General features: G+C 33.7%; 15 protein-coding genes and 1 rRNA gene. 8 read left to right on the forward strand and 8 right to left on the reverse strand.

The genetic code is table 11. The features are described 5' to 3' along the window. A 5S ribosomal RNA gene (rrf, locus tag ASD98_RS06180) occupies positions 1-95 on the forward strand. Between the two features lie 179 nt (positions 96-274). Further along, on the forward strand, positions 275-1,894 hold the full coding sequence (pafA, locus tag ASD98_RS06185; RefSeq protein ID WP_056201567.1) for an alkaline phosphatase PafA: 1,620 nt from the start codon (positions 275-277) through the stop codon (positions 1,892-1,894). Between the two features lie 123 nt (positions 1,895-2,017). Here the strand turns inward: pafA and ald are convergent, their stop codons facing one another. Then, positions 2,018-3,136 carry an alanine dehydrogenase gene (ald, locus tag ASD98_RS06190; protein ID WP_056201569.1) on the reverse strand — a complete coding sequence of 373 codons (1,119 nt, stop codon included), beginning with the start codon at positions 3,134-3,136 and terminating at the stop codon, positions 2,018-2,020. 200 nt (positions 3,137-3,336) lie between these two features. Here ald and ASD98_RS06195 point away from each other — a divergent pair, with 200 nt between their 5' ends. Next, a complete protein-coding gene (locus tag ASD98_RS06195) occupies positions 3,337-3,795 on the forward strand; it encodes an Lrp/AsnC family transcriptional regulator (protein ID WP_053474073.1) in 459 nt (152 codons plus the stop codon). A 55-nt stretch (positions 3,796-3,850) separates the two neighbouring features. Here the strand turns inward: ASD98_RS06195 and ASD98_RS06200 are convergent, their stop codons facing one another. Next, the gene (locus ASD98_RS06200; RefSeq protein ID WP_056201572.1) at positions 3,851-5,299 is read right to left on the reverse strand and encodes a glyceraldehyde-3-phosphate dehydrogenase; all 1,449 of its coding nucleotides are present in this window, start codon (positions 5,297-5,299) and stop codon (positions 3,851-3,853) included. Between the two features lie 219 nt (positions 5,300-5,518). Next, on the reverse strand, positions 5,519-6,919 hold the full coding sequence (locus ASD98_RS06205) for a trypsin-like peptidase domain-containing protein (protein WP_053474071.1): 1,401 nt from the start codon (positions 6,917-6,919) through the stop codon (positions 5,519-5,521). Between the two features lie 171 nt (positions 6,920-7,090). Here ASD98_RS06205 and dapF point away from each other — a divergent pair, with 171 nt between their 5' ends. The 5 genes from dapF to ASD98_RS06230 all read left to right on the forward strand — a co-directional run bounded on the left by dapF (position 7,091) and on the right by ASD98_RS06230 (position 11,187). Then, entirely contained in the window at positions 7,091-7,873 is a 783-nt protein-coding gene (dapF, locus tag ASD98_RS06210) for a diaminopimelate epimerase (RefSeq protein WP_056201575.1), read from the forward strand. Positions 7,874-7,938: 65 nt separating this feature from the next. Then, positions 7,939-8,472 (forward strand): GNAT family N-acetyltransferase, encoded by a 534-nt coding sequence (locus ASD98_RS06215; RefSeq protein ID WP_056201578.1) that lies wholly within the window; start codon positions 7,939-7,941, stop codon positions 8,470-8,472. Between the two features lie 10 nt (positions 8,473-8,482). Then, on the forward strand, positions 8,483-9,523 hold the full coding sequence (mltG, locus tag ASD98_RS06220) for an endolytic transglycosylase MltG (RefSeq protein WP_056201581.1): 1,041 nt from the start codon (positions 8,483-8,485) through the stop codon (positions 9,521-9,523). Positions 9,524-9,525: 2 nt separating this feature from the next. Continuing rightward, positions 9,526-10,443, forward strand: a complete 918-nt coding sequence (locus ASD98_RS06225) for a DUF2279 domain-containing protein (protein ID WP_056201584.1) — start codon at positions 9,526-9,528, stop codon at positions 10,441-10,443. 99 nt (positions 10,444-10,542) lie between these two features. Then, positions 10,543-11,187, forward strand: a complete 645-nt coding sequence (locus ASD98_RS06230; protein ID WP_056201587.1) for a hypothetical protein — start codon at positions 10,543-10,545, stop codon at positions 11,185-11,187. 54 nt (positions 11,188-11,241) lie between these two features. Here ASD98_RS06230 and scpA read toward each other — a convergent pair whose 3' ends face one another. From scpA to ASD98_RS06255, 5 genes are all read right to left on the reverse strand, one after another. Next, on the reverse strand, positions 11,242-13,377 hold the full coding sequence (gene scpA, locus ASD98_RS06235) for a methylmalonyl-CoA mutase (RefSeq protein ID WP_056201589.1): 2,136 nt from the start codon (positions 13,375-13,377) through the stop codon (positions 11,242-11,244). Between the two features lie 43 nt (positions 13,378-13,420). Further along, entirely contained in the window at positions 13,421-14,782 is a 1,362-nt protein-coding gene (locus ASD98_RS06240) for a methylmalonyl-CoA mutase subunit beta (protein ID WP_056201592.1), read from the reverse strand. A 16-nt stretch (positions 14,783-14,798) separates the two neighbouring features. Next, positions 14,799-15,131, reverse strand: coding sequence for a septum formation initiator family protein (locus tag ASD98_RS06245; protein WP_056201594.1), 333 nt, complete (start codon positions 15,129-15,131; stop codon positions 14,799-14,801). 208 nt (positions 15,132-15,339) lie between these two features. Next, positions 15,340-15,948 (reverse strand): uridine kinase, encoded by a 609-nt coding sequence (gene udk, locus ASD98_RS06250; protein ID WP_056201596.1) that lies wholly within the window; start codon positions 15,946-15,948, stop codon positions 15,340-15,342. A gap of 274 nt (positions 15,949-16,222) precedes the next feature. Then, positions 16,223-17,104: an SDR family oxidoreductase gene (locus tag ASD98_RS06255; RefSeq protein ID WP_056201599.1), complete on the reverse strand. Its 882-nt coding sequence runs from the start codon at positions 17,102-17,104 to the stop codon at positions 16,223-16,225. Between the last annotated feature and the right edge of the window lie 62 nt (positions 17,105-17,166).

The following is a 17,166-nucleotide window of genomic DNA, read 5'->3' on the forward strand; positions in this document are numbered from 1 at the left end:
GGCGGGGCTCACCTCTTCCCATCCCGAACAGAGTAGTTAAGCCCGCCTGCGCAGATGGTACTGCAGTATTGTGGGAGAGTATGTCGTCGCCTTTCTTTTTAAAAACCCTATCCTTTATGGATAGGGTTTTTTTGTTTGGTATTTTTTTGCTAAAAGCTACTTAGATTACAAGACGAAACTGTTAAATTATAGTCAATTGTTTGTTCTTCATCATTCAGACTTTAGAAGTTTTAAATATGAATGAGTATTTTTGTGCTTAAATTATTTAGTAAACATGAAGAAAAGTATTTTACTGTTGACACTTTTTGTTATCACAAATTTAAGTGCACAACAACGTCCCAAATTAGTTGTAGGTATAGTAGTTGATCAAATGAAAATGGAATATTTATATCGATTTTCAGATGATTTTTCCCCAAATGGTTTTAAGAAGTTAATGAATGATGGATTTGTTTTTCAGAATATGCATTATAATTATATGCCAACTTACACTGCGCCAGGACACGCTTCAATATATACCGGCACGACACCTGCTACGCACGGAATTGTTGGTAACGAATGGTTTAGTAGAACTCTAGGTAAAGAAATGTATTGTACAGACGACGCAGCTGTAAAAACAGTTGGTGACGGAACTTCAGAGGAAGGAGCAATGTCCCCTAAAAATCTTCAAAGTACTACAATTACAGATGAAGTTCGTATGGCTACTAATTTTAATGGAAAAGTTATTGGAATGAGTCTTAAAGATCGTGGTGCAATTTTACCAGCTGGACATTTTGCAAATTGGGCATTTTGGTACAGTAAAACCGGATCATTTATTTCTAGTACTTTTTACGGAGAAAAATTACCAGAATGGGTGTCAGAATTCAACAACGAAAAAAACTATCTAAAATACATCAATAAAGGCTGGGATTTATACAAACCCGCTACTGAATACAATGAAAGTCTTCCTGATAATAATCCTTATGAAGGTAAATTATATGGAAGTACAGCACCAGTTTTTCCATATGATTTAAAATCAATGTATGAGAAAAATGATGCAGGAGTTATTCGTGCAACTCCTTATGGAAATGATCTGCTTGCTGATTTTGCTAAAAGAGCAATCGAAAAAGAAGAACTTGGAAAGGATAATAATACTGACTTTTTAACGGTTAGTTTTTCTTCTACAGATTATGTTGGACATTTACTTGGGCCAAGATCTATGGAACTTCAGGATACTTATTTGAGATTAGATCAAACAATTGCTGACTTCTTGGCTTATTTAGATAAAACAGTTGGAAAAGGAAACTATTTACTTTTCTTAACTGCTGATCATGCAGGTGCTGAGAATGTAATTTATTTAAAGGATCATAAATATAATGTAGACAATTATCCTTCAAAAGATGTAAAGAAAAGTATGCAGGATTTTTCTACAAAGACTTTTGGAGTTGATTTAATCCAAAATTATTCAAATTTCAATGTTTTCTTCAATAAACAAACCATAAAAGAAAAAGGTTTAGAATTAGCAAAAGTTAAACAAGCTTTTAAAGAGTTTCTGATTTCGCAGCCACAAGTTAAGAAGGTGTATACAGAAGAAGAGATTTTAGCCAATGCAGGAAACGATTATTCTCTGAATTTTGTAGCAAAAGGTTATGACGTAACTCAAAATGGAGATCTTGTAATTGTTGACAAACCTGGGGATATTGAATATGCTACTACTGGAACTTCACATGGAACAATATACAGTTATGACACGCATGTTCCAGCTATTTTTTACGGATGGCATATTAAAAAAGGAGAATCTTACGATAAAAAAGCAATTACGGAGATAGCACCAACTATTGCCCAAAAAATTAAAGTTACTTTTCCTAATGGAACTGAAGCAAAAGTATTGCAAGAAGTTTTAGATGAAAAGAAATAATATTTAGGAATTAAAATAAAAACCTGTTTTTAAAGATAGGTTTTTTATGGCATAAAAAAAGGCTTTTCATTACGAAAAGCCTTTTTACTTTATTGCTTAGTAAGCACTTATTTAATATTGGCACTATGCGTTTGCCAACACTAATTCTTCATTAAAAGGAAGGTTCCATGCTTCAGCAACTCCTTTATAAAGGATTTTTCCGTTAGCAATGTTTAAACCTTTTTTCAATTCTTCGTTTTCTGCACAAGCTTTTTCCCATCCTTTGTTTGCTAATTGTACTGCATAAGGTAAAGTAGCATTAGTCAAAGCTAAAGTAGATGTATAAGGAACAGCTCCTGGCATATTAGCTACACAATAGTGTACGATATCATCAATAATAAAAGTTGGATTTTCGTGAGTTGTAGGAGTACAAGTTTCGATACATCCACCTTGATCAACTGCAACGTCAACAACAACAGTTCCCGGACGCATTAGTTTAAGCATATCACGTGTGATTAAGTGAGGCGCTTTTGCTCCTGGAATTAAAACTGCTCCAACAATTAAATCAGCATCTTTAATTGCTCTTGTAATATTATAATGGTTAGACATTTCTGTATTTACATTTGCTGGCATGATGTCATCTAATTGACGTAAACGTGGCAGACTTAAATCCATAATAGTTACCTGAGCTCCTAAACCAGCAGCCATTTTTGCGGCTTGAGTTCCAACAATTCCCCCGCCTAAAACTAATACTTTTGCTGGTGGAACACCTGGAACACCACCTAAAAGAATTCCTCTTCCTTTTAATGGTTTTTCAAGATATTTTGCTCCTTGTTGAATAGCCATACGACCTGCAACTTCTGACATTGGAATTAATAATGGCAAGCTGCGGTCTGTTTTTTCAACAGTTTCATAAGCTAAACAAACTGCACCTTTTTCAAGCATTGCGTGAGTTAATGGCTCAGATGAAGCAAAGTGGAAATAAGTAAATAACAATTGATCTTTTTTAATTAATGGGTATTCAGATGCAATTGGTTCTTTAACTTTAATGATCATTTCTGCAATAGCATAAATTTCCTCAATAGTTGGTAAAACTACAGCACCAGCTTGGGTATATTCTTCATCAGCAAAACCACTACCTAAACCAGCAGTAGCCTGAACATAAACTGTATGTCCATGTTTTTTCATTTCAGAAACACCTGCAGGAGTTAAAGCAACTCTGTTCTCATTGTTTTTTATTTCTTTTGGAACACCTATTATCATTTGATATATTTTTTTGTTTTTTATTGAATTTGTTTTACAAAGCTACAGAGAGAGAATAAATTATGGTTTACTGATTAATAAATAAGAAAATATTATTTTATTTTTTACTTTTACAGAAAATTATTCTGTTTTGGCCTATAATTTATTCTTCAAAAAGAAAAAAAAACTAAAAGATACTACTCTAATAAAACGTTTTCGCTATGGCTTTAGATGAAATTGACAAAAAAATCTTACGTCTTTTGCAGGAAGATGCGCATTATACTTTAAAAGACATCGCAAACAAAATAAATTTATCTTTGACTCCGGTTCACGATCGGGTGAAACGTCTTGAAAAAGATGGGATTATAGAAAAATACGTTACGATTTTAGACAAGAAAAAACTTGGAAACAATTTAACTGTTTACTGTCAGGTTACCCTTACTAAGCAGACTTATGATACCTCTGAAGGATTTAATCAGTCAATTTTAAATTTACCTGAGGTTGTGGAGTGCAATTACGTTTCGGGAAACTTTGATTATATGCTTAAAATTATAATTCCGGATATGGAAAGCTATCATCACTTTCATCAAAAAAAACTATCTGTTCTACCTGAAGTTTCACTTATAAATACAGTATTCGTAATATCAGAAGTGAAAAGCACAACTGTTTTACCTATTTAATAAAAACAAAAACCACCAAGTAAACTCGATGGTTTAAGTAAGTAGTTAGATTGAATTAATAATAAGTATAACGTCTTACCTTGGCAATATATTTTGCAAGACGTATAACTTGATGACTATAACCGTATTCATTATCATACCAAATATAGAGTACGATGTTTTTTCCGTCCTTTGAAACAATAGTTGCATTGCTGTCGTAAATTGAAGGAGCAGAAGTTCCCACAATATCAGATGAAACCAGTTCATTATTCAGTGAATATTTAATTTGCTCTACCAGTTCTCCTTCAAGAGCATATTTTTTCATGATTTTATTGATAGCAGTAATCGATGTTGCTTTTTTAACCTCTAAATTTAAAACTACTAAAGAACCATTAGGAACAGGAACCCGAATAGCATTAGAAGTTAATTTTCCTTCTAATGAGGGTAAAGCTTTCGCAACAGCACTTCCAGCACCAGTTTCTGTAATTACCATGTTTAAAGCAGCGGCTCTTCCGCGACGATATTTTCTATGCATATTATCTACCAAATTTTGATCGTTGGTATAAGAATGAATAGTTTCTAAGTGTCCTTTTACAACTCCTAAAGTGTCTTCAATAACTTTTAAAACCGGTGTAATAGCGTTTGTTGTGCAAGATGCTGCAGAGAAAATGTTATTCTCATCTGGATTATAGTCATTATGGTTAACTCCGTGCACAATATTTGGAACTCCTTTTCCAGGAGCAGTCAATAAAACTTTATGAACCCCATTTGATGTTAAATGCCTTTTTAAAGCTTCTTCAGTTGTAAATGCCCCTGTATTATCGATTACTAAAGCATCATTAATTTCATATTCGGTATAATCGATTTCTTCCGGAGAATTTGCGGAAATAATATGAACGGTAGTTCCGTTAATTATTAATGCACTGTTTTTAGCATCTGCAATTACAGAGCCTTGAAAATCTCCGTGAATAGAATCGTAACGTAATAAAGAAGCACGTTTCTCTAAAGTTACAGCGTCATTTTTATCTCGGGTCACAATCGCTCTCAAACGCAATTGATTTCCTTTTCCGGTCTTCGACATTAATTCTCTGGCCAATAAACGTCCGATTCTTCCAAAGCCATAAAGAACAACATCTTTGGGCTGAATTTCTTGCGAAGATTTTGATTTTTTCAATTTTTCGATAACAAAATATCTTGCGTCCGGATATTTCTCATCTTCTAAATGATACTCGTAAGTTAATTTTCCAAGATCTATTTTCGCAGGCGGAAGATCTAAAGACAAAACAACTTTTGCGATTTCAACCGAATCGAAAATAGTTATAGGTTTACCCACAAATTCACCCGCATATTGATGAAGATTGATAATATCGCTGACATTTTTATCCAATAATTGATTTTTGAATAAAACCATTTCAATGGATTTGTCATACCACAAATCACTTATCACTTTTATTAATTCGACGCCAGCTCTTCTTCGGTCGACTTGTAATGATACCTCTTTTTGGTACAAAGAATTTTTGCTCATAATTGATTAAATTGAAATAATAAAACGCTCACTTATTTTATAATTTTGCGCAAAAGTATCCATTTCAATCGATTTCGTAAACTATTTTAGCATTTATTTTTCAAAACAAAAAAAGCCACCTTAATTTCTTAAGATGGTTTTTTTTGAGTTCTCAGTCGCAGTCACAGTTTGCAGTTTTATAAGAAACTGTAAACTGTGACTGATAACTGCGACTAATTTTTAAATAATAATTCTAAAAATTTCGCCGTTTTTGTTGATCATTTCGATGCGTACACTTTGCCCTTCGTCTTTTTTGTTTAAAAGTTTAGAAACAGTTTCCACATTTGTTGCTTTTACGTTATCGATACTCAAAATAATATTTCCCTGCAATTCATTTTGATACTGCATTAAATTCTCATTTGTGATGTTTTTAATTTTTACACCATAATCAATTTTGAATTTCTTTTTATCAGCAGCATCAATATTTTCTAATTCAATTCCTTTAAATTCGGTACTAAAAAACTCATTTTTGCTTAAAGTAACCGGAACAGTTTTAGTTTTTCCATCTTTAATATAAGTTACTTTTACAACGTCATTAGGGCGTTTTGTATTAATGTAGCCTGAAAGATCTGCAAAGGTCGAAATGTTTTGCTCGTCCAGTTTTACAATAATATCACCTTTTGTAAGACCCGCTTTTTCTGCACCAGAATTTTTAGAAACTTTATTAATGTAGAAACCTTGAGTCTCTGTAATCCCTAATTCTTTTGAAGCTGTACTGTTTAATTCGCCGCCTTCAACACCCAGAATTCCTCTTTGAACATTTCCATATTCCATAATGTCCTCAATAATTTTTCGAGCAATATTTGAAGGAACAGCAAAAGAATATCCAACATACGATCCGGTCATAGATGAAATCATCGTATTAATTCCAATTAATTCACCTCTTGTATTTACTAATGCACCGCCAGAATTCCCTGGATTTACAGCCGCATCAGTTTGAATGAAGGATTGAATTCCGCTTTGGTCTAAATTTCTGGCTTTCGCCGAAACAATTCCAGCGGTAACGGTTGAAGTTAAATTGTATGGATTACCAACTGCCAAAACCCATTCTCCAATTTTTACAGAATCAGAGTTTGCAAAAGCAGTATATGGTAATTTTTCATCAGCACTTATTTTTAATAATGCGATATCCATTTTAGAATCTGTACCAACTAATTTTGCCTTGTACGATTTTTTATTGTTCAAAGTAATTTCAATTTCAGATGCATCTTTAATAACGTGATTGTTTGTCACGATATATCCATCTTCAGAAATAATAACACCAGATCCGGTTCCTACTTGTTCTTGCTGCTGCTGTCCGCCATAACCGTAGAAAAATTCCATCATAGGATTGCTGACTGTTCTTCTCGATACATTTTTTACGTGAACAACGGTATGAATGGTTTTATCTGCAGCTTCAGTAAAATCAACTGCTTCTCCGGGTAATCCAACAGTTCTTCCATATGAATTAGGAGCTAGGGTAACAACAGAGTTTCCTTTTCCAAAAAAAGAATCACTGCCGTCAAATAATAACTTGTAAGCACCAAGGGTAGTGGCACCGCTTAGTAGTGAAACTAGAAATAAGGTTGAAAATCTTTTCATATTACATTTATGTTTTGAGTTATTTAGGGATTTGTTTTTAACATTTATAACGTAAAATTATGCCAAAAAATTATTTGAGAAAATGGTTTAACTCTCTTTAACATTGATTAACATTTCCTTAATTAATCTTCATAGTTTCTTCGTACTTTTGTATTTCTTAATGAATAAAAAATGCAAGTAGAATTTTATAAATATCAAGGTACAGGCAACGATTTTGTAATGATCGACAACAGATCTAATTTCTTCCCAAAAGAAGATGTAAAGTTGATTGAGCGCTTGTGCGACAGACGTTTCGGAATTGGAGCTGACGGCCTAATTTTGTTAGAAAATGATTCTGAAACTGACTTTAAGATGGTTTACTATAATTCAGATGGAAACCAAAGTTCAATGTGTGGAAATGGCGGCCGCTGCCTGGTAGCTTTTGCAAATCAATTAGGAGTTATCGACGATAAAACAACTTTTATTGCTACAGATGGTTTACACCACGCATCAGTAGGAAATGATGCGATTGTTTCTCTTCAAATGATTGATGTTGATGAAATACAAAAAAAAGATTCTTATACTTTTTTAAATACAGGATCTCCGCATCACGTGCAGATTGTTGATGATTTGGAGCATTATAATGTAAAAGAAAACGGAGCAGCTATTCGCTACGGAGATTTATACGGAGAAAAAGGAAGCAATGTTAATTTCGTAAAAAAAGTAGATGATGATACTTTCTCTCTTCGAACTTATGAAAGAGGAGTTGAAGACGAAACTTTAGCTTGCGGGACTGGAGCAACAGCTGTAGCAATTGCAATGAACGCAATTGGTCAAACTGACAAAACTTCAATTAACTTAAATGTTGAAGGAGGAAAATTAGTTGTTTCTTTCGATAAATTAGGAGATCATTTTACAAATGTTTTTCTAACAGGCCCAGCAAAATTTGTTTTTAAAGGAACTATAGAAATTTAAAATTCCAAATTCCAAATTCCAAAATCAGCAATCTAAAATCAACAATCTAAAATCTAAAATTGCAAATGATCACACTCAAAGGCGATACTATTTATCTACGTGCACTTGAACCAGAAGATCTGGAGTTTGTGCATTCGATGGAAAATGATCAAAGCATTTGGGAAGTCAGCAATACCAATACTCCTTATAGTCGGTTTTTGATTCGTCAATATCTTGAAAATGCACAACAGGATATTTACGAAGCCAAACAATTACGTTTAGCAATTTGTCAGGACGAGGATTTCCCGGCGATTGGATTGATCGATTTATTTGAATTTGACCCAAGAAATAATAGGGCAGGAATTGGTATTGTCATTCAGAAAAATAAAAACAGAAGACAAAATATTGGTTCTGAGGCATTAGAACTTCTCATTAAATATTCTTTTTTTAATTTAAACCTGCATCAGCTTTATGCAAATATTAGTACAAATAATGAAGCAAGTATAGCACTTTTTACTAAATTTGGTTTTGAGAAAATAGGAATTAAAAAAGACTGGATTTTGCTAAATAACCACTATCAAGATGAAGCAATTTTTCAGTTAATCAATAAAAACATTTAAACTAATAGCTTTGAAATTAAAAAAAATAATCACACTAGCTGCCGTAGCCGTAATTTCTGTTTTACTGATTTACGGTTTTATTTTAATCAGCCAAATTTTTAGTGCCAATACAAAATTTGAAGAAAAAGAAGTTTACGTTTACGTTCCAACTGGGGCAAATTATACTGATGTAAAGAAAATATTAGAACCATATATCAAAAACTTTGACAATTTTGAACTGGTTGCCAGCAAAAGAAGTTACCCTGAAAATGTAAAATCAGGACGTTTTCTTTTAAAGAAAGATATGAATAACATTGATTTAGTTCGTGCAATGCGTTCAAATGTTCCAGTTAAGTTAGCCTTTAACAATCAGGAACGTCTTGAAAATTTTGCTGGAAGAGTTGGTTCTGAAATCGAAGCAGATAGTTTATCATTAATGAAAGCTTTTAAAGATTCTACTTTTTTAGCTGCAAACGGATTTAATGAAGAAAATGTTTTTGCTATGTTTATTCCAAATACGTATGAAGTATATTGGAATACATCTGCAGAGAAATTCCGTGATAAAATGATCAAAGAATATCATAATTTTTGGACAGATAAAAGAATTGAAGAAGCAAAAAAACAAGGCTTAACTCCGGTTCAGGTTTCTATTTTGGCTTCAATTGTTCACAAAGAATCGGTTAAAAAAGATGAGAGACCTCGTATTGCGGGTGTTTACTTAAACCGTTTACGTTTAGAAATGCCATTGCAGGCAGATCCAACCGTTATTTATGCCTTAAAATTAAGAGACAATAATTTTGATCAGGTCATAAAACGAGTTTTTTATAATGATTTAGTTATGAGATCTCCATACAATACTTACGTTAATATAGGTCTTCCTCCGGGACCGATTGCTATGGCTGATATTACGGCGCTTGAAGCTGTTTTAAACCCAGAGAAAAACGATTACATTTATTTTTGTGCAAGTGTTGATCGTTTTGGCTATCATGAATTTGCTTCAAATTATGCAGAGCACACAAAAAATGCAAAAAGATATTCAGACTGGATTGCTAGTCAAGGCGTAACAAGATAGTTTTGAATTTAAAAGATTACTTTTTTTTATCGGTTTTATTTGCGTTTAGTTTTCAATCTTTTTCTCAAAGTAAGATTGAAAGCTTTTTAACTCCTTCTGATACATTAAATAAGAAAAGACAAAATACGGTAATAGTAACTGAAACCGCTTTGGCTTCAGCTACTTTACTGGGTTTAAATCAGCTTTGGTATGCCGATTATCCAAGGTCAAAGTTTCATTTTATAAATGATAACAACGAATGGCTTCAAATGGATAAAGTAGGGCATATGTATTCTGCGTATCATTTGGGCAGATTTGGTGCTGAAATGCTAAATTGGGGCGGCGCAGATCAAAAAAAACAGTTGATTTACGGTGCAGGTTTAGGTTTTGCCTTTTTAACTGCAGTTGAAGTTTTAGATGGATATTCATCAGAATGGGGAGCTTCACCAGGTGATATTATTGCTAATGCAACTGGAACAGGTTTGTACGTTTCTCAAGAATTATTGTGGAAAGAACAGCGTATCATTCCGAAATTTTCATTTCATACAACGCAATACGCCAGTATGCGCCCGAATCTATTAGGGAAATCATTAAATGAAGAGATTTTAAAAGATTATAATGGACAGACTTATTGGCTTTCTGTGAATGTTCATTCTTTCGCAAAAGAAAGTAAAATTCCGAAGTGGCTGAATGTTGCTTTTGGATATGGAGCCGAAGGAATGTTATCGGGAAATGTTCAGGATGATATTCCATTTTCGGTGGAAACCCCAGAAAGATACCGTCAGTTTTTTCTTTCATTTGATGTAAATTTAGCTAAAATTGACACAAAATCGCATTTTTTGAAAACTATTTTTTCTGTTTTCAACACTATAAAAATCCCGGCTCCAACTCTCGAATACTCCGCCAATAAAGGCTTTAAAGCACATGCACTCTATTTTTAGTTTGAGTTAAACTGTTGAATATCAGATTTTTTTGTTTTTTATTACCTTTGCACTGTAGAAATTTCAAAAAGGTGACAGCGTTTTGAAGAAAAACAATTTATGATAAAGAAGTGGTATTTTTATGCGAGTTTAATCGTTATTATTACATTTTTGAGTTTGGGTTTTAAACCCTTTAGTGTCGAAACCAAACCGTGGTTTCTAACAGAAAAAACAGATGGATCAGAATACATTTTTCCATCTTTAGAAAAGGATGATTATCCTAAAGTAAATCTAAACGTCCCATACACTGGAAATCATCTTATCGGTTTTAAAGAAGCAGTTGCTTTTAAAGAGTCACAAGGAAAATACCGAATGGTAAATTCGCTGGGCTACATGGGAAAATATCAATTTGGTTCAAAAGCATTACGCGCTATCGGAGTCAGAAATGAAAAAGACTTCTTGACAGATCCCGCATTACAGGAAAAAGCTTTTGTTGCGTTATTATCTAAAAACAAATGGATTTTACGTAATGAAATCGAAAAGTATGAAGGAAAAGTTATTAATGGTGTCGAAATCACAGAATCTGGTATTTTAGCAGCTGCACATCTAGGAGGTGCAGGGTCAGTAAAAAACTTTTTTAGACATGGAGGAAACAGGCATTTTAGAGATGCTTTCGGAACTTCTTTAAAAAGTTATATGCGTGATTTTGCAGGCTATGACCTTTCTTTTATTGAAGCAGACAATAATGCGACAATAAACGATTAAAAACTAAAAAAAAATCCCGAATGATAATTCGGGATTTTTTTTTGAATATTTTTATTAGTCAATTAATATTTCTAAAATTTTAATAGCAGCTTCACTTATCTTAGTTCCGGGTCCAAATACAGCTACTGCCCCTGCATCAAATAAAAATTGATAGTCCTGTGCAGGAATCACACCGCCAACAATTACCATAATATCTTCACGATCATGTTTTTTTAGTTCTTCAATTACTTGCGGAACCAATGTTTTATGTCCCGCTGCAAGTGATGAAACACCTAAAATATGAACATCGTTTTCTACAGCTTGTTTTGCCGCTTCAGCCGGAGTTTGAAACAACGGACCTATATCAACATCAAAACCTACATCAGCATAACCGGTTGCTACAACTTTTGCACCGCGATCGTGGCCGTCTTGCCCCATTTTAGCAATCATAATTCTTGGGCGTCTTCCCTCTTGGTTTGCAAAAGCATCTGCTAATTGTTTTGCTTTTTCAAAATTTTCGTCATTTTTTATTGCTGCACTATACACACCGCTAAATGATTTAATTTGTGCCTTGAACCTTCCGAAGATTGTTTCCAAAGCATCACTTATTTCGCCTAATGTAGCTCTGTTTCGGGCAGCTTCAACGGCGATTTCTAATAAGTTTCCTTCTCCGGTTTTAGCACAATGAATTAATTTTTCTAGTGATTGATTTACTTTTTCAGTATCTCTTTTTGCTTTAATATCTTCAAGTCGCTCTATTTGTTGTTTGCGAACCATTTGGTTGTCAACATCTAAAATATGCAGCGCATCTTCTTTTTCTAATCTAAATTTATTTACACCAACAATGATATCCTGCCCGCTGTCGATTCTCGCTTGCTTTCTGGCTGCGGCTTCTTCAATTCGAAGTTTCGGAATTCCGGCTTCAATCGCTTTTGTCATGCCGCCCAGTTCTTCGACCTCTTCAATTAGTTTCCAGGTATTTTCTAAAATCTCATTTGTCAAAGATTCTACATAATAACTACCGCCCCAAGGGTCAACGGTTTTAGTGATCTTAGTTTCTTCCTGTAAATAAATCTGTGTATTACGTGCAATTCTGGCCGAAAAGTCAGTTGGTAAAGCAATTGCTTCATCAAGTGCGTTGGTGTGCAAAGACTGTGTTCCTCCAAATGCCGCAGCCGTAGCTTCGATACAAGTCCTCGCCACATTATTAAACGGATCTTGTTCTGTTAAACTCCAGCCACTTGTTTGACAATGTGTTCTTAATGCCAATGATTTCTCGCTTTTCGGGTTAAACTGCTGCAATAGTTTTGCCCAAATCATTCGACCGGCTCTCATTTTTGCAATTTCCATAAAATGATTCATTCCAATTGCCCAAAAGAAAGACAGGCGGGGAGCAAATTCATCAATCGTCATTCCAGTTGATAAACCAGTTCGGATATATTCTAAACCATCTGCTAAAGTATAAGCTAATTCAATATCGGCCGTTGCTCCGGCTTCCTGCATGTGATATCCGGAAATAGAGATAGAATTAAATTTCGGCATTTTTTTGCTCGTAAATTCAAAAATATCGGCAATGATTTTCATCGAAGGGGCTGGCGGATAAATATAGGTATTACGAACCATGAATTCCTTTAAAATATCATTCTGAATCGTTCCCGAAAGTTTACTGATTTCAACACCTTGTTCTTCGGCAGCAACAATATAAAATGCCATAATAGGTAAAACGGCACCGTTCATAGTCATTGAAACCGACATTTCGTCAAGCGGAATCTGATCGAATAATACTTTCATATCTTCAACAGAATCAATAGCGACACCTGCTTTTCCAACATCTCCAACAACTCTTTCATGATCTGAATCGTAACCGCGGTGGGTTGGTAAATCAAAAGCTATTGAAAGTCCTTTTTGACCTGCAGCAAGATTTCTTCTATAAAATGCATTACTTTCTTCTGCAGTCGAAAATCCGGCGTACTGGCGAATCGTCCACGGACGACGAACGTACATCGTAGCGTAAGGCCCTCGTAAATTAGGAGTAAAGCCAGCTCCGAAATCCAGAAACTCTAAATCTTCTATGTCTTTTTCAGAATAGCTTTTTTTGAGTTCAATTCCTTCAGCAGTTACAAAATTATCTGTCTGACAGTCTAATTTTTGACTTTCGACTTTTGACTTTTGACTTTGAAGATTAATATGTTTAAGGTCTTTTCTTATCATGGAGACACTTTCTTTGGTGTAAATATTAATTACGTTTAAAAATTTATTCAAGCTCAAGTCTTTCCTGTTCCAGTTTCTCGGCTAATCTTTTTTCTATAATAGGTGTAATTAATGTTTTTCTAGGTTTGATTTTTACAAAAGGAAACAATTCTAAATCATGTTTCATTCTGTCTTCTTTGTTAGGATATTTATTGGTGCCTAATAAAACTTCTTTTTTAGAATCGAATAATTCTTGCTCTTTTGTAGCACTTTCAAGGATTTTCTTTTTGATAGTTCCGTCATTCAAAAGTTTCAAAAAACCTCCGTTAGCTTCAATATCTTTAAATAAGTTTAAACTTTTTTCTGCCAATTGCATTGTTAAACTTTCGATATAATAACTTCCATCGGCTGGATTATCGACTTTGTCAAAATAACTTTCGTGTTTTAAAACTAAAAGCTGGTTTCGTGCAATTCTATCCCCAAATTCGTTGTCTTTGTGATATAATGAATCGTATGGCAAATTAGCAACAGCATCTGCACCACCCAAAATTGCCGACATACATTCGGTTGTAGTACGAAGCATATTGACATTATAATCATAGATGGTTTTATTTCGTTTGGTTGGTGTAACCAAAAAATGACAGTCTAAATCAGGATTGTATTCTGCAGCAATTAGTTTGAAAAGCATTCGCAAAGCGCGAAGTTTTGCAATCTCAAAGAAATAATTTGTTCCAACTGATATTTCGAAAATAATAGGTTTTGCTGAACCTGAAAAACGGTTTAAATATTCATTGGCATGCGCTAAACTATAGGCGATTTGCTGTGTAATATTAGCTCCTGAATTTTGATACAAACCCAAATCTACACTAAGAAATGGAAGATTGGTTTGGTTTGATATTTTTTCAAGCGTTTCAAAATTATTTTTATCCGATGTTGTAAACCAGTTTCCGTCACGGGCTAATTGTCCAATTGGATCTAAATTGCAATAAAATATTGCTTTTTTATGAGCAGAAATAGCGTCCAGTTTTTTTACGAAATCGATTGAGAGAAAACTCAAATGAAAATAAACAGTTTTATTTTCTAAAGGAAGATTTTCTAATAATTTGTGAATATCGGTATTTTCGTTTTGAATCGTAAAACGTAAACTTTCGGCACCTCTTTCAATTGTATTTATTGCTCTGCTGATAGATTTTTCAACATCGTGAACAAATATGTTTTGACAGATTTTAAATTCTGAAGCCTGAGTTTTAACAGTGGCACTTTTGGTAAATTCGTCGCTGTGATAAAAAGGTTTTACCTGAATATCCTCTGGAGAATTCCAAATCACGGTTTGGTTATAATCGGCTCCATCTAATTCAAACTGAATTTTTTGTTTCCATTGTTTGGATGAAATCGGATTAAAATCGTCGAATAGGTTAGTGGCCATTTAGTTTTTTTTGTGTTTATTCTTTATCTTGAATGGTATCTCCTTCAAACTGGATGATGTAAATATCTTCGCTGTCTTTTTTCATAAAGTACTTTTCGCGAGCATATTTTTCTATTTGTTCAGGATTTTTAAGTTGTTTGATCTGTTCCTGATCTTTCTTTATTTCTTCCTGATAATATTTTTTATTGTCCTGTAATTCATTGATCTGCCCGTCTAAAAAGCGATGATCAAAATAGGAGTAATTGTCTAAAAATAACATCCAGATCACAAAAAAAAGTAAAACCCAGACATATTTATTGCCTAGAAATCTGAACCATTTTTTGTCTTTATATGGATTTTTTATCTTCATTTTTTATAACCCTATTATTTTTTTTGAATTAGATAGGTCTTTTTTAGCCCCGATTACTTCACCGAGTTAATATTTTTTATTTGTGTTCAGTGAACTTCGTTTGAGCCGGTATCCTTTTTATGGTCTCGTTTCTTTAACAAGATCATAAAAAGAAAGACGAAAGCGGGAAACGGCTCCTAACTTTTATGGTTTAAATTTACGATAAAAATTATGAAATTCTCTGATTAATTACAGCGCGAACTACATCAATAGCTACAGTATTGTATTTATCATTCGGGATAATAATGTCTGCAAATGCTTTTGAAGGCTCGATAAATTGCTCATGCATAGGTTTTAACGTATTTTGATAACGGTTTAAAACCTCATCAATATCACGTCCGCGTTCTGAAATATCTCTTTTTAAACGACGAATTAATCTTTCATCAGAATCAGCATGAACGAAAATTTTGATATCAAAAAGTTCACGTAATTCAGGATTTGTTAAAATTAAAATACCTTCAACAATCATTACTTTTCTTGGATGTGTCGAAACAGTATCGTCAGTTCTGTTATGCTGAATAAAAGAATAAACCGGCTGATCGATAGTTTCACCTGCTTTTAAAGCTTTAAGATGTCTTACCAATAATTCAAAATCGATTGCACGCGGATGATCAAAATTAATTAAGGCTCTTTCGTCAAACGATAAATTATCGGTTTGTTTATAGTACGAATCCTGAGAAATTACACCCACTTCAGTGTCTGGTAATTCGTTCATGATTTGGTGTACTACCGTTGTTTTTCCACTTCCTGTTCCTCCTGCAAGTCCAATAATGAGCATAAAAATTTTGTTTGATATTTGTTTGGCAAAAATAATAATTTAACTGAATTGCTAAACATATTATGTAATTTAACCATATAAGTAATGTAAGTAAATTTAAGCAGCAAAATATTTAAGTAAAACAGTACTTAACTGAACTTATATTACTTATATGGTTAAAATGATTATCACTCATATGATGAAAAACATAAAAAAATCCCGAAAGTAGACCTTCGGGATTTGGTGCAATCAGTATAGTTTAAAAAAATATTCTGAATTTAGTAAGCACTTGTAATTATTTGTTTTTCTTTGCTTTAATCATCATTTCAAGCTGATCCCAAAGTTCTTCCGGAATTGCTTCTAATAAATTGAATTGTCCAGCGCCTTTTAGCCATTCGCCGCCGTCAATCGTAATTACATCACCATTTACATAAGCTGAAAAATCAGACACTAAATAAGCTGCTAAATTGGCTAATTCCTGATGATCTCCCACACGTTTCAAAGGCACTTTTTTTGCCATATCGAACTTTTCAGAAAGATCTCCCGGCAATAGTCTGTCCCATGCACCTTTTGTAGGGAATGGCCCTGGCGCAATCGCATTAGAACGAATTCCGTATTTTGCCCATTCTACAGCAAGACTTCTTGTCATGGCTAAAACTCCTGCTTTTGCAGTCGCACTTGGCACCACATAAGCAGAACCTGTCCAGGCATAAGTTGTTACAATATTTAAAATCGTTGCCGATGTTTGTTTGGTGTCAATCCAGTGTTTTCCAAAAGCCAGCGTACAGTTTTTAGAACCTTTAAGTACGATATCTATAACAGTATCAAATGCATTTGCAGATAAACGTTCTGTTGGAGAAATAAAATTTCCGGCTGCATTGTTCAAAAGAACATCCACTTTTCCAAAAGCTTTTAAAGTTCCCTGAAGCATATTTTCTACTTCTTCATAATGGCGAACATCACATTGAAGTGGTAAACATTTTCCACCAGTTTCACTTTCAAGCTCTGCTGCAGTAGTTTTCAGCTTTTCTAAATCTCTTGAAGTTATCGCAACTTGTGCGCCTAATTCAAGAAAATATTTGGTCATTGCTTTTCCTAAACCGCTTCCGCCGCCTGTAACTACAATGACTTTTCCTTTTAAAGCGTCGTCACGTAACATTTTATCTGTATAGCTCATACTTTTCTTTTTTTACAATATTAATTAAAAAAATAGGATGCACGCATAATATTGTTATAAAA

The organism is Flavobacterium sp. Root186, from assembly GCF_001428525.1.
GTDB lineage: Bacteria > Bacteroidota > Bacteroidia > Flavobacteriales > Flavobacteriaceae > Flavobacterium.